At 40.6% G+C, this 15547-nt stretch carries 9 protein-coding genes; 4 read left to right on the top strand and 5 right to left on the bottom strand.

From position 1 onward, the window contains the following. Positions 1-98: 98 nt before the first annotated feature. A complete protein-coding gene (locus GM418_RS07115) occupies positions 99-1103 on the bottom strand; it encodes an aldo/keto reductase (RefSeq protein WP_158864564.1) in 1005 nt (334 codons plus the stop codon). A 105-nt stretch (positions 1104-1208) separates the two neighbouring features. On the opposite strand from GM418_RS07115, the gene GM418_RS07110 reads away from it, so the two are divergent. The 4 genes from GM418_RS07110 to GM418_RS07095 are packed head-to-tail and all read left to right on the top strand — an operon-like array spanning position 1209 to position 4984. Next, a complete protein-coding gene (locus GM418_RS07110; protein WP_158864562.1) occupies positions 1209-1919 on the top strand; it encodes a GntR family transcriptional regulator in 711 nt (236 codons plus the stop codon). A gap of 56 nt (positions 1920-1975) precedes the next feature. Further along, on the top strand, positions 1976-3277 hold the full coding sequence (locus GM418_RS07105) for a serine hydrolase domain-containing protein (protein ID WP_158864560.1): 1302 nt from the start codon (positions 1976-1978) through the stop codon (positions 3275-3277). Positions 3278-3299: 22 nt separating this feature from the next. Beyond that, entirely contained in the window at positions 3300-4016 is a 717-nt protein-coding gene (gene deoC, locus GM418_RS07100; protein ID WP_158864558.1) for a deoxyribose-phosphate aldolase, read from the top strand. A 17-nt stretch (positions 4017-4033) separates the two neighbouring features. Further along, on the top strand, positions 4034-4984 hold the full coding sequence (locus GM418_RS07095; RefSeq protein ID WP_158864556.1) for a nucleoside hydrolase: 951 nt from the start codon (positions 4034-4036) through the stop codon (positions 4982-4984). A gap of 6 nt (positions 4985-4990) precedes the next feature. Here GM418_RS07095 and GM418_RS07090 read toward each other — a convergent pair whose 3' ends face one another. The 4 genes from GM418_RS07090 to GM418_RS07075 all read right to left on the bottom strand — a co-directional run bounded on the left by GM418_RS07090 (position 4991) and on the right by GM418_RS07075 (position 15496). Further along, a complete protein-coding gene (locus tag GM418_RS07090; protein ID WP_217447726.1) occupies positions 4991-7678 on the bottom strand; it encodes a bifunctional YncE family protein/alkaline phosphatase family protein in 2688 nt (895 codons plus the stop codon). A 115-nt stretch (positions 7679-7793) separates the two neighbouring features. Continuing rightward, a complete protein-coding gene (locus GM418_RS07085; protein WP_158864554.1) occupies positions 7794-10052 on the bottom strand; it encodes a TonB-dependent receptor in 2259 nt (752 codons plus the stop codon). 71 nt (positions 10053-10123) lie between these two features. Further along, a complete protein-coding gene (locus tag GM418_RS07080; RefSeq protein ID WP_158864552.1) occupies positions 10124-12658 on the bottom strand; it encodes an alkaline phosphatase family protein in 2535 nt (844 codons plus the stop codon). Between the two features lie 36 nt (positions 12659-12694). Next, positions 12695-15496 (bottom strand): bifunctional YncE family protein/alkaline phosphatase family protein, encoded by a 2802-nt coding sequence (locus tag GM418_RS07075; RefSeq protein ID WP_158864550.1) that lies wholly within the window; start codon positions 15494-15496, stop codon positions 12695-12697. Positions 15497-15547 lie beyond the last annotated feature (51 nt).

The following is a 15547-nucleotide window of genomic DNA, read 5'->3' as shown; positions in this document are numbered from 1 at the left end:
AGAAACAAAATACTTCACAGCAGATTGCTGTTTTTTCATAAGTTTGGTTTAGTTAGGTTTAGTTATGATCCCGGGGCAGAGGTCCCGGGATTTTCTTTTTATACAGCTTCGTTTTTAAAATATTCTACTTTGCCGGTTTTTGCAATGTCTTTTACCTTATCAACCAGTGCCATTCTTTCATTTTCTGATAATTTGGAAAATGAACGGGCCAAAGCAATCTTTTCACGCATGTATGTTGCATTTTCATTTCCAGAAATGAGAACCGTTACGGGAAGCGACCATACAAAATGCATCGCATCTTTTATACTCATATAATTGGGAATGACAGGGTCGTCTGAGGTCCAGTTTGCCTGTTCTTTTCTGGCAAAAAATCTTCCGTCAGCAAGCGATTTGATAGATAAAATCCCCATGTTTCTATCTAAAGCTTTTGGCAATACATTTTTTATAAAGCTAAAATAGGTTTGATCTAAAACGTTTACGGGCATTAACACTGTATCGAAAATATCACTTTCCTGTGTACGATCGAGTATGTGTGTATGTGCAAACGGATTTTGATGCCCGGTAAATCCAAGATACTTAAATTTTCCCTGTTCTTTTGCTTTCATTAAATATTCCAGAACTCCTGCTTCAATCCTGTTATCGACGTCTTTGGGTGTCCTTATCGAGTGTACCTGGTAGAGGTCAATCTGATCCACTTTTAACCTTTTTAACGATCCTTCCAAATGCTCCTGAACTGTTTTTGCATCAGGTCCCGTAGTTTTTGTCATTAGAAAAATCAAATCACGATATTTGGGTGTAAGGTATTTTCCATAGCGTTCTTCACTTCTTCCGGCCGAGTAGCTTTCAGCTGTATCAAAAAAACGGACTCCTCCCTCCAGTGCAGCTTCAATTACTTCCTGTGCATCTCGTTCCGTTGTCCACCCAATATGGTAGCCCCCAGTTCCTAGCATCGTTACGTACTCACCGGTTCTGCCCAATTTTCTTTTTGGCAGAACTTCGCCTAACCTGTCATTTGTTTCTGATTTGCCAAATGCATTTCCCGTCATCGACAAACCTGCAGTTACACCTGCCAGTGATTTTAAAAAGGTTCTTCTGTTGGTCATAATATTTATTTTTAATTACATAATACTATACTTCTTTTTGGAAAAAAAGTTCAAAATAATTCATTTTTACTTGTACGTACAAGTTTGAGTTTGTAGATTTGTGAGATGAAGATTGGACCCAAATATTTGCTTGTTAAGAATTTTCTGAAGGAATCAATTCAGCAGGGAAAATTTAAAGTTGGAGATTTTCTTCCTTCAGAGCATGAGCTGTGTTCGCGTTTTTCGGTCACCAGAACAACAACCCGCAAAGCGCTTGACGAGCTAATAAAAGAAGGCTATATTGAAAAACAACAAGGGAAAGGGAGCCGGGTAAAAGAAAGAAGGAAGTCGCTTGGGTTGTTGACAGTAAAAGGATTTTCAGAAGCCGTTGGCAAAAATGTAAATACAATTTTTCTGACAAAACCTCAAATCGGTGAGTGGAAAGAAGAGATTATTTTTCCGGTAAAAAAAGAGGATAAGGATGCACAATGTATTTTTTTTGAGAGATTAAGATGTGTAAATTCCCTGCCGGTTATGCTGGAGAGAAACTGGCTCCCGGTAACCATTCTTCAGGGATTTACAGATAGACAATTTGTTGACGAATCTTTTTTCAAAACGCTGAGTCAGGAGTATCTTATTGAAATAACTGGCTCAAAGCAGGAAATCAGGGCTGAATATGCAGACGATAAAATCGCAGAAATCTTAAGTGTTGAAAGGAATTCACCGGTTTTGCATATTTCTGTTCTGTTTTCTACAAACCATAGAAAGTTGACAATTTACAGCGAACTTTTTTGCAACACAAGAGATTTCCCTGTAGGAAATCAGTACTTTATGTAACGAAAAGCTAATAGCGAGGATAAATATTAAGAATAATACATACTAATAAATCAAAAATGAAAAAGTTTACTTTTCTTATTGTAACCTTTATTATAGCTGGATTGACAGGTTTAACAGCCCAAACGAAATCCATTCAAAAAACAGCGCCACTTTCGGAAGCTCAACCTGAAAGTGTTGGAGTTTCTTCCGAACGTATAGAGCGAATTGATAAAATGTGTCGGGAGGCTGTGGCAGAAGATCAGGTGCCCGGAATCGTTTCTCTGATTGCCCGCAATGGCAAGATTGTTCTCTGGAAGGCCTACGGAATGGCGGATAACGCTGAAGGTAAAAAGCTAAAAAGGGATGATATTTTCCGTATTGCCTCACAATCAAAAGCAATCACATCAACTGCGGTTCTGATGTTGTGGGAAGAAGGAAGATTCAGTCTGGATGATCCCATCTCAAAGTATATCCCTGAGTTTGAGAATGCCCGCGTGTTAAATACATTTCGGTACAGCGATACCACATGGACCGGAACTCCTGTAAAAAATAAAATTACAATACGTCATCTGCTTACACATACTTCAGGAATTGGCTATGGAGACATTGATTCCGATGAAAGAATGAAAATGATTTATCAGAAAGCAGGAATTGTAATTGCGTTTACAAAAAAAGATGTGAGCATTGAAGAAAACATCAAAAAGCTGGCAAAATTGCCTTTGCATCACCAGCCCGGTTCAGAGTATGTTTACAGCATGGGATTGGATGTCCTCGGCTATCTGGTAGAAATAGTTTCGGGAATGCCGTTTGATGAGTTTCTGAAAACGCACATTTTCGATCCACTTGGGATGAAGGATACTTACTTTTATCTCCCTGAAGAAAAGGCAAATCGTCTGGTTTCTGTTCAACAAGAAGTTGATGGAAAATGGGAAAAATACCCGGTAACATTTTATGACCCTGAATATCCGGTTGAAGGGGCAAAAACTCTGTTCTCAGGTGGAGGAGGGCTTTCCAGTACAGCAAAAGATTATGCTGTTTTTCTTCAAATGTATTTGAACGGAGGCGAATATAATGGTATAAGACTTTTAAGCCGGACAACGGTTCGTTCGATTATGGAAAATCAAATGGGGAATATTTGGGGAGAAGACGCTGACAATTATTACGGATTAACATTTTCTGTGTTAACAGAAAAAGGACAAAACAAAGGTGGTTTGGGTAGTAAAGGTACGTTCAATTGGGGCGGATACTTTAATACCCAGTATTTTGCGGATCCACAGGAAAATATGATTGGAATAATTATGAAACAAACACGCGGGCCTGTAAACGATCAAACCGGCTGGAAATTCAGGCAAATGGTTTTTCAAACAATTGACGATTAGAATAACTCAAATACAATATAAAATGAACAAAGTAAAAGAACTTGCAAAAATGATTGACCACTCCATTCTTCATCCAACCATGACTGATGAAGATTTGAAACGCGAATGCAAAGTGGCCAAAGAATATGATGTGGCATCGGTATGTGTAAAACCATACGCGGTGAAACAGGCTGTTGAACTGTTAAAGGATTCCGATGTTCTGGTGGGATGTGTAATTGGTTTTCCTGCCGGTAACTCTGCAATCGAAGTGAAGGTTTTTGAAACGGAAAAAGCATGTGCGGATGGCGCTGTGGAGATTGATATGGTAATAAATATTGGAAAAGCTTTACAGGGAGAATGGGACTATATTGAAAAAGAAATTGCTGCTGTTACCAAAGTTTGTCATAACAACAAAGCCATTGTAAAAGTAATTTTTGAGACCGATTATGTTTCAAAAAAAGAAGATATTGTGGAATTGTGTAAAATATGCACAAAAGTGGGGGCCGACTATGTAAAAACATCTACGGGTTTTGGTTTTGTAAAAGGCGATGATGGAAAATATGCATACCAGGGAGCTACAATCTCGAATCTGGAGCTGATGAAAGCAAGTGTGGGGCCAAACATTAAAGTAAAAGCTGCGGGTGGTGTTCGCACGCTGGATGGTTTGCTGGCGGTTCAAAAAGCAGGCTGCTCGCGTTGTGGAGCTACAGCAACAGTTGTTATTCTGAAGGATGCAAAAGAACGATTTGGAGATTTGTAAATTCTAAAGTAACCGGAATGATGAGAAGCGTTTTTGTAGTTCTAACTGTTTTATTTGGAATAAGTTGCCAGGCGCAAAAAATAAAGTTGATTATCGATGCTGATACAGGAAATGAAATGGATGACATGTATGCTATCGCAAGGGCCCTGGATTCAAATGATTTCGAATTAATGGGGTTGGTCTCCGCTCATTTCAATAATCCGCAGATGGTTACCGACTCAATGTGGCATAACTATTCCACTAAAAATATCAACACTGTTGAGCTTTCTCAAAGAGAAAATGAGCAATTATTATCGGAGGTAAATCGGTCGGAAATTCCGCATCCCCAAGGTTGTGAAAAAATGGTTGGGTTTGCCTGGGGCTTTAATCATGGCACTCCCGTTCAATATTCCGAAGGAGTTGATTTTATTATCACCGAGGCAAAAAAGGCTTCTCCCGGCAATAAGCTGGATATTGCCTGTTTAGGCCCGGTTACCAATGTGGCGGCAGTAATACTTGCAGAGCCGGATATTGCAAAAAATATTCATCTTCATATTTTGAGTATGAAATATAACCCCGAAACAGGTGTCTGGAATAAAAATGAATTTAATGCACGCAATGATTTAAATGCACTTGATATTGTTTTGGATTGTACCGATTTGGAATTATCAATCATTTCCGGACAGGTTTCAGGTCAACTGGTTTTTGAACGAAAAGATACACAGAAGCGTCTTTTTGCATACAACAACAAAATCAGCCAAAATTTATTGACCCGGTGGGATTTTGTAAATGCAGGTGAGCGCTGGATTATGTGGGATTTAGCGCTTATTGAATCGATCATTCACCCGGAACTGGCAAAAACCGAAATGGTACTTACGCCGCCTGAAAATGTGCAGCGAAAAGTGGAAGCCTACACCGATATTGATGAGAAAAAAATGGAAGCTGATTTTTGGGAAAGTTATCAGCGCTTAATGGAAAAATTACATTAAAATCACTTAATCATCATCGTCGTCATCATCTTCATCTTTTCCGCTGTATTTTTCGGGGTAAGGTTTTTTACCCTTCATTGCGAACCAGATAATTCTGTTAAAGAGTTCGTCGTCGCCGGTATCTACCCATTCAAACTGTGGTTCCATACTTTTTTTTGCATAGTGGAGTGCAGGGCCTTTTAATTCAGATAGTTCACTGTTCATCTCATCCAATGGAATCTGGTTTGGGACAGAAACATAGGGACTGTAATCCGCGGATGAATTGAAACAGTTGAACATGGGCATGGCAGTTGCATCCATAATATTCATCGGCGGAAGCCCCAGAATTTGTTCGATGGTTCTTATCATCGAAACCTGGTTGTAGTTGGTATGGTTGGTTTTTTCAAACCTCGAGTATGGGCTGGCGACCATTCCAACCGTTCGGTAGGCAGAAACATGATCCCACCCGGCTTGCGAATCGTCCTCGGTTATAAAAACCGCAGTATTTTCCCAGAATTTACTTTTAGAAATGGCTTCCATGATTTGTCCCAAAGCCAGATCATTGTCGGCCACCATCGCACGGGGAGTGGGAAATCCTGGTCGTGTTCCTGAGGTGTGGTCATTGGGTAAAGCAATGATAATCAGTTCGGGCCATTGATCGCCTTCCTTACTTTCATATTCTTTTAGTTCTTTTATAAACGTTTGTGCCCGAAATACATCCGGGAATTTGTGGCTGTCGTATCCCGGGAAATTCTGACTTAAAATATCCCAAACCGGGTCGATTGTGGTTGTGTTTGTAAACTCTATTTTTTCACCATTTTTAAATTGGCTGTAAATGGATTCCCAAGTGGCACTTTTGTCAAATTCAGGAACACAGGCTTCACCATATATTCGCACACTCTTGCCGTGTCGGATTGCATTGTCCCAGAGAAAACCAGTGGGGGCATAAACCAATGCATCTTGTTGAACATGTGGGTAACTTCGAAACCAACCCCGCACATTTTTTTCGATATAATCGGTAACAATGGCCATATCGGTCCACTGGTGGCCTTCTGCCGAAGATTTTCCGGATACATAAAAATTGTCGAGCAAAAGAAAATCGTCAACAATTTTGTGTGTGTTGGGCGTGACTTCCTTTCCAAAAACACAAAGTGACGGGTCTCCGTCTCCTGCTGAAACATCACCAAGAATCTGATCGTAAGTCCGGTTTTCTTTTATGATATAAACCACATGTTTAAAAACCGAAGGCTCACCAATTCTGAGTGGTACAGGAACGGCGTTTGCATTTTTCCGGGGAAGTTTTTTCGATAAGGCAACTCTGAAAATCTGGTTGGTCTCATGTACGCGTTTGGTATAATCAGCCAATTGATTTTTATCCGGTAAAGGAATAATAGACACGGAAGCCATCTGCCGGTGTGCATTGTACGATTTTGCCCCGCTTTCCGAAATCGTTGGGATTCTTGCTCCCTCTGCTTCAATGTTCGGAATGTACATTGTTTGGTCGTTGTAAATACAAACTGCACCCGGATAAGCACTAGTGGGAATAAATCCTGATATTTTACTTTGATTGCTTTTTGAATTTAAAGAAGCATTTTTTCCTAATTCGACGATTGCTATTGCATTGTCCATTCCGTTGGCCACATAAAGTATTTTTCCGTCGCCAGAAATTCCCAAACCATTGGGAGAATCTCCCCAATATGGATTTTTTTCTTCAGCCAGCCGAACAGATATACTTTCGGAGACATTATCCATTTTGGTATCAATTACAGAAACAGCGTCACTATTTGCATTGGCAACATAAACATAATTTTCATCCGGGTTCGGGATAATATCATTTGGGTGCAATCCAACACGAATTTCTTTTATCAAAGTTCCATCAGAAGTATTAAAAACCGATACTGTTCCTTCACGTGTTGCACCGGTTAAAGGATCAACTTTAGCATTTCCCCACGGAATACCGGCTATATTTTTATCGTTTTCATCAGGAGCAGCTCCGGCCCAGTTGGTAACATAAATCTTGCCGGCAGCTTTTACAACACCGTAAGGCGCAACGCCGGTTTTTACCGACCAGATGGTTTGCCCGGTTTTTTCGTCCAGTTTTACAAGCAGGTTGTTGCCGTTTAAAACCACGTATAAAACCATTTTGCCGTTTTCCTCAGTTGCCACAATTTCATTGGGCAAGGCTGTCGACGCCGGCTTGTCCGCTAAAAAATCAAAAGTTTTTTCCTTTTTTAGCTTGCGGCCGTTCCATGATGCTTTTATCACATACGATTTTTCATCTCCGGAAGCACTCCAGTACAAATGGTAATCATCGTCTGTTTTTCCCCAGGTAATTCCTGAAAAAGTGTTCATTGCATCATCATCGCCCAGCAATTTTTCCAAAGTTGTCCGTTCAATTATTTCGTTAGTGCCGGTCGATATTATCACGATGGAATAGCGTCCTTCCACCGCAACATATTTCCCATCGGGTGAAAGGGCACAATCGAGCGCATGGTTTTCCAATTGTTTGTCGCCAAAATATACTTGCTTTCCTGCAGGATCAATCCAGCGGTTGTAAGGCATTGGTATAGGCAAAAGACTGTCAGCCAGCGTTTGGCTTTCGTATTCGCTCAGGTGTTTTGCCTGATGTTTTTTATCTCGTTTGTTTTGCGCCTGGGAATTTACAGTGGTTTGTGCGATGAGCAGAATGAGTATAAATCGGAGAACTTTTTTCATGATGGATTTATTTGAATATTAGTTCAACGTTGAATGAAAACGATTGTTTCAATTTTTTTGAATTCATCTTTTTGGGAAAGATTGATTTTAGAAATTATTCTCGCTCAATTTCCATTTAAATTTCAAATTGAAGCGTAACCCATAATGATCTGCCGTAACCATCTACGCCTGAACCATGAATACGATAGGCCTGGTTAAAAACATTTTGTAGTCCGGCGTTGACTGCAATGTTTTTCCAGGAATAGCCGGCTTTCAGATTTAATATATTCCACCCTGGGGTTCCACCATCAGGAATGCGGTGGTCGTCGATATCACCGCCGGAGAGCCGGTCTTGTTTGGCGGCAAACAGAAATTCTGCTTCTCCAAAAATTTTTGATTTGGAATATTGCAGCGCCAGTTTTCCGTTTAATGGCGGAATTCGTCTCATTGGTTCATCATTTTCAAGATTTTTGCCATATAACCACGTAAGGTTATTGATAAGCGAAAACTGAGAACTTAATTTTAATCCGGATTCAAATTCCACTCCAGAAATGTTCGATTTTGCCACGTTTGATTTTTTGTAAACACGCTCTCCATTAATAGTTTCACTTCCGTTGTATGTAGCTTCCACTCTCACTATCTGGTCTCTTAAGCGAGTATTAAAAACAGTCAGGGCCATCGAAAACCATTCTGATGTTTTTTTGTAACCACCTTCAAGTGTAAACGTTTTTTCCGGTGCAAGATCAGTGGATGGAATTTCAATGCCATAATCAAACTGACCAAAAGAACTGATGTCGTTAATATTTGGTGCACGGAAAGCAGTGTGTGCCGAAAGCATAAATTGTTGTTCCGGAGTTGTAAAATATTGTCCGGAGATGTTTCCCACCAGTGAGCTGGGTTTTAGCGTAACTTCGCCAAATTCATCGTCAACAGAATGAATCCGAAACGTATTGAAACGACCGCCCATATTTAAATGGAACTTGTCAAATTTTAAAGTGTGCTGACTAAATACAGCAAAATTCTGCATTGATGAGTTATTGGGATAAAGTCCGCGGGATTCGGTTTCTTCGCCATTTTCTAAATTTGTATCTGTTTGTTCGGATTCCACATTATCAGAATAAAATTCAGCTCCGGTTACTGCTTCCCATTTTTTGCTGAATGTGGAAAAATTCTCCAGTGAAATGCCGTTGGTTTTTACCACATCGTTTTCTTTTGTATAAGTAGAAGAATTCTCTTTTTGCTTTTTTCGTGTTTCATCAGAGTGCTGATTGGAAACCGTAAGTTTTATTTTTCTGAACCATTCGTTTTTGCTGAAGTGTTCCACCTTTGCATAGGCAAGGCGGTGTATCTGGGGATCGAATGAATACAATTGATAACCACGTTGAGCAACCTGATCGTAACGACCCACATTGTTTTGGATGAGGTACTGGTATGCTGAAGTTATCTGCCAGTTGCCGGATAGCCGGAGTTTTGCTTTCATATTTACACCGGTTTCATCATAGCCCGAGGGACGTTCATACCCCAGCGATCCGCCGCCAAAAATATCTCCGAAATCTTTGTAATTGACGCTTCCTGAAAGTGCAATATTTTTCGTTCTGAACAAAAGTTCTCCAATGCCCGATTTTTCCATCCCTTTGTTCATGTATTTCACTTTTCCACGGCCACCAAACCGGGATTTTCCGGAACTATAATCCGGAGTTCGGGTAATTACATTTATTACTCCGCCAAGTGCATCGCTGCCATACAAAACCGAACCTTTTCCGCGAATTACTTCAACCTGGTCAACTGAAAAAATATCGATGGTATTGAAATACTGATTAGGGCCATAACGAAACGTGGCATTGTTTAGCCGGATTCCGTCTATCAAAAGTAAAGTTTGATTACCTGTGAATCCGCGGACAAAAGGTGAACCACCTCCGTGGTTGGTTTTTTGCATCCATACACCCGCAGTGCCAATCAATGCTTCGGCCATAGAACGAGGTGCATTATTTTTCAGTTCCTCTTGGGTTAGTACAGAAACAGCATCAGGAGTCTGGAAAGACAACAACTGGTTTCTTGACGCTGTAACCACAATGCTTTTATTGAGTTGCACAGTAACCGGTTGAAGATTGATTTCAAGATTTTCATTTCCAATGGCGCTCGTTTCTATTTCCTGAGATTCAAAACCTACACACGAAACCAAAAGGATCGGTTTTATATTTTGAGGTGTTGTTATTGAAAAAAATCCATTGCCATCGGAAACGGTTCCCAATGTTGAGTTTTGAATAGAAATATTTGCATCGGGTACAGGCTGCTGATTATCAGCATTTATAATAATGCCATTAATGGTTTGCGAAAAAAGTTGTAGTGCGAAAAAAGCTTGTGTGAAAAACAATGCGAGTTGTTTAATTTTCATTTTTTATTTTAATGGTTAACGAATTTGAACTGGATATAACCTATGGGTGAGAGAGTTTAATAAGACAACGTTTATTTATTTGACAGAATGGGATATGGCCTGTCATAACCTTTTGTGGCATGCCAGATTATTCGGTTAAAGGTGTCTTCTTCAATGCGGTCATAATCGTCCAGGTCCTGTTCCATTGATTTCTTAGCCCAATACCGTTTTTGGCCATTTAGTGACTCCAGCGGTGGGTTTAGCTCGTCGAGCGGGATATTGTTTTGTAATGCCTTATATGGAGTAAAATCAGGTGTTTCTGTAAAACATTCCAGCATGGGTTCTGCCAGTAAATCAAACTGATTCATAGGAGGAATACCAAGAATGTTTTCCATTGTTCGTACCATATTAATTTGAGAGTAGTAGGTGGATATTACTTTATTACGTTTGGTATACGGACTGATAACCATGCCTACCGTGCGATGTCCATCGATGTGATCCAATCCGGCCTGAGGATCGTCTTCAGTAACAAAAATACATGTCTCTTTCCAGAATCTGCTGTTTGAAATTGCTTCGATTATTTGCCCCAAAGCCAGGTCGTTGTCGGCCACAGCAGCCCGTGGCGTTGGCACACCCGGTCGTGTTCCCGAGGTATGGTCGTTGGGAAGCAGCATTATTATAAAATTGGGGAAATTATTATTTTTTTCGAATTCCTGAAGTTCTTTGCTAAACTCGTTTGCCCGGTACACATCAGGTACTTTGTTCGGAAATCCTATAAAAGTTGGGCAGATGTATGGTTTTAGCTGCTCTAAGTTCGCTTCAGCCCTGATTGAAACATTTTTTGTCCCGTTTAGAAAATCATTGTAAATATCAGTAAACGACGCATTACGTGGTTTGATAACTGCATTTACAAATTCACCATAATTGCGAAACGTCAGTCCGTTTTTTAATACATTATCCCATATAAATCCGGAACTTGCATAGGCGAGAGCGTCATCACCATCGTACGGATAGCTGCGGGTAAAACCTCCAAAAGACTTTTCAATGTAATCGGTAACAAAAGCCTCGTTTGTCCACTGGTGTCCGTCGGCACTAAGTATACCGCTACAGTAATAATTGTCCATTAGAATAAAGGTCTCGGCCAGTTTATGGTGATTGGGTGTTACTTCGTATCCAAAATGAACCAGACTGGTATCTCCGTCACCCTGCGGCATGTCTCCAAAAACCTGGTCGTACGTTCTGTTTTCTTTAATTATATAAACTACGTGTTTGAAATGAGAAGTTTGCCCCGGTAAAACCGGCACTGCAACTTTCTTGTTTTTTGAATTCACATAGGTATTGTTTGGCGAAAGCGAATTGTTTTTAATCGCAATTTCTGTCATCGCTTTTAATTCATCTTCAGAAGGTAGCGGAATAATGGAAATACTACCCATATGATCATGGGAGTTATATCCTTTTCGATCGGTTCTTTGATTTCTTGAACCAATTCCCTTCACATTGGCAACATATAAATTGGTACCAGAATTATCGACAGCTACAGAACCCGGATACCACCCGGTTGGTATATACCCTTTTATACTGAAAGGTTCAGTGGCTTCCACTACACAAACCGCGTTGTCGGTGCCATTTGCAACATAAAGTGTTTCTCCGTCGGGTGAAATTGCCAGCGCATTGGGTGAGCTTCCAAAAGGCAGTTCGTGATTCATTCGCACTGAAATTTCTTCCACTACTTCGTCACTTTCAGTATCAATAACTGAAATAATATCGCTGTTGGCACAGGCTACAAACAGGAGCGACTTGTCAGCGTTAAAAACCATTCCGGAAGGATGTAATCCGACTTCTATTGATTTTTCTTCCGTGAATTTATTTAAATCGATTACTGATACGCTTCCACTGTTTGCGATACCTGTTTCAGGATCAACCAAAACCTGGCTGCCTGATGAGTTGTAGGTTGACTCTCCTTCCTTCGGAACCCGTCCGCCCCAGTTGGTTACATAGGCTTTTGATTCTGATTTTAAAACCACATCAAAAGGAGCAATTCCCACTGGTATTTCTGTAATTAAAGCATCAGCCATATCGATGAGAGCCACCGAATTGTTGCGGCTTAATGTTACAAGAATTGTATTTTGTTGTTCGTCAAAAGCGAGGCCTCCGGGAAACGAATTTCCTCCAGCAGCAGGCTGGGGGAGTACTATCGGAGTTTCCCATTTCATTATGTTGGAGTCGTCGAGACTTGCGGTGTGTATCCGGTTTCCGGCATCGGTTAAATAAAGTCTGCTATTTTTTTCTGAATAATAAATTCCTGTAACAGACGACCCGCTTCCGGGAATTTCGAGCGATTGCACAATTGTTCTGTCTGATATCCGAATCAGATCGAGCGAGTTTTTATTTTTAACAGCTATAAGGTTTTTCCCGGGAATTGGGACGAGATCAACGGGGCGTCCGGGCATTATAACCTGGAAACCTGCCGGATTAAGAAGTTGATTTGATGGTACAAGAATACTGCCGTCTTTTTGAGTCCCTACTTTGAGATTTTCAGAATTCTGAGCTAATACTTTTTTTGCCATGCAGCTTATCAAAACCAGAATTACAATCGCATTCAAAATACATTTTAAACAGAATTTCATATTTGTAGATTTAAAGTTGGTTTAAATTGAAGAAAGTTAATTTTCTTTTTCCCTGTTTTCCAGCCGGTATTCATCCCGTTCTTTGCTTTCCTGAATCATATCTTGTTTGTCATCCATTACCGGTGATTCTTCCAATGCTTTCCAGTCGAAGTTTTCGTCAAACGGATCCAATGCTTTCTGAGGTTCAAAAATTCTTGAATCAACCGGCACAGCAGTATATGGAGTATAATCAGGAGTACCGGTGAAAAAATCCGACATATCACTTGCTCCTGCATCATACTGATTTAAATAAGGCAATCCCAAAACATTCCAGAAGGTTTTAAAAATACTTCCGAAACTGTAATGCACATGACTTACATAGTCTCTTTTTACCCAGGGCGAAATCAGCATTAAAATACTCCGATGTGCATCTATATGGTCGACTCCGTTTTGCGCATCATCTTCTGTGATTACAATCAACATATTTTCCCAATAAGGTGTATGGGAGAGGAATTCCACGATACGGCCAACTGCCAAATCGTTGTCGGCCATGTAACTTTCGCGAAACGGATAGCCTGCTTCCGGTCGATCGCCTGCACCATGATCATTGGGGATAATAACCGTCATTAGGGCCGGCATCGTGTCTTGCCCGTTTAACCATTTTTCACCAAACTCCTTTTGGAACTGATCAATACGAAATTGATCGGGAATAGCCATGTTGTAGGTGGGATATTGCTTTGATGTCCGGTCCCAGATGGGTTGGGGTAATGGATAATTAATATAATGCCGGATACCTTCATACTTAAATTTTTCATCGTAAATACCAGGTTCAAACATGATACTAAATCCAAAATTGTAAAATTCAATTTCATTCCGCTCCAGGTGGTCCCACATCGAGCCAGCCTCGTTGTAATCTTCCGGGTAAATGGCTCCAGCCGCTCCGTTCATGGCATAAACTCCCGGAGCATTTGAGTCGAATTTGAACCTCCTGTTTCCTCCATAACTAGCAGCTGTACAGGTTTCGGTCCATTCATTTGGATAAGTATTTACCAGCCATCTATGTCCGTCAGCAGATACATCGGAATCAACATAAAAGTTATCGGAGATAGCAAAATCATTTGCAATTTTCAGATGATTAACCATTACATCAGCATCTGTTACCGAATCGGTTCTGCTGTTATTTTTGAAGGAAACCCCTGTTCCGTATCGAGCCAGTTGTGCCTCGCCTTTTCCTTTCTCAACTTGCCCGAACACTTCGTCATAAGTACGATTCTCTTTTGAAATAAAAACAATGTGTTTTATCGGGCTCTCTTTTTCTCCGGGATAAAGCGGTACCGGATTGTTTTCACGTGCTGCAAATTTGTCAGACGAAGCTCTTTCAAGATTGAAATTGTTGGAAATAACTTTTTCTGTAAGCGATTTCAATTCTTCTTTTGAAGGTATATCAAGTACCTGAACAGTTCCTTTCATTAAGGCCCCGATGTAGCTTCCTTCCGGCCCGCGGTTAAAAGTTGAACCTCCGTTGGGGCCGCTTCCAAAACCTTTGGCGTTGGCCACAATCAATTGTTTACCATCGTTGCTTACTTTTAATTTTGCGGGAAACCAACCCGTTGGAATGTATCCTAAAACTTCAAGATTTTTTGCATCGACAACAGCCACTGCATTTATTCCGGAGCACGCCACAAAGAGTTTTTGATTGTCGGGCGAAAGCGCTAATCCAAACGGAATCACACCCCGAAACTGTTTAATCCGCTCATCAGGTTTCAGATAGATGGTATTTACTACGGTGTCTTTTTCTATGGAAATGACAGAAATATTGTCGTTGGTTCCGTTGGTGACAAAAACATAATCGTCGGTAGCAACCAGCGAGTTTGGGCTTGCCCCGCCAACAGCCGGAATGTCTTCAACCATCGCTCCAACCAAATGTCCGGTTTTGCTTTTGGCAATAACTTCTGCTTGCTGCGGATTTTGCAAACTAACGGTAAAAACTGAAAATCCTTCGGACGAATTCATTTCTCCCAGCCCGGGAACCTCCAAACTGTCGGTTTGAATGCCTTCAATCATCTCCTTACTTCCATAAGCAAATGGTGGATATTTTAAAGCTTTTTCTACAACATTATCAGATGTAATTCCTTTTACCATGCTGTATTGAAACATTCCCACATTTGCTACATACACCTTTTTTTCGTCGGGTGACAGACAAATCCCAAACGGGTATCTTCCCACGGGAACATTTTTTTCGAGCTGGTTGGTTTCGGTATTTGCGATTATCATCCGGAATCCAATCTGGTCGACGGCAAATAGTTTTCTTCCGTCTTCTGAAAGTGTTAAATCACCGATATATCCATGGGTGTAATCAATGCTGTCTGATTCAAAAGAGCAATCGATAAATCCTTTCTTTTCACCTGTCTTTAAATCGAAAATGAATATCTTATTTTCCTGTCCGCCGGCAACATAAACCACACTGTTGTCTTTTGAAACAGCGAGTCCCATAAAAACTGATGCCAAGACACCACGGTCAGTAGCGGGTCCGGGGGGAACTTGCTGAACTTCGGGGTTTTCTGACAGTATGTTTCTGATGATTGTTATGGAGAGCGGACTTGTTCCTGAATTGGCCGTCACTGCGGTGTTTCCATCAGGACTGATAGCTAAACCAAAAGGGTGGGGGGCAACAACAATATTTTTTCCGACCGGAGTCAAAAGTCTTCCGTTTGGAATAACAGTTTCGCCTGTATTGTTTATTTCGACAAAGCGATCCCCTGCCGGAGCAGATACTATCCAAGGATCAGGATTTTTGTCATTTGTACACGAAAATAAAAAAAACAGAGGGAAGACAAGGGTGAAAATAAATCTGTGCATTTTTCTTTTTTTATTAAAGATAAAGACAGACAACCGATTTATTCCATTGAT

The organism is Maribellus comscasis (genome assembly GCF_009762775.1).
Classification (GTDB): Bacteria; Bacteroidota; Bacteroidia; order Bacteroidales; family Prolixibacteraceae; genus Draconibacterium; species Draconibacterium comscasis.
The sequence above is the reverse complement of the archived record's forward strand: the minus strand, read 5'-3'. Positions and strand labels throughout refer to the sequence as shown.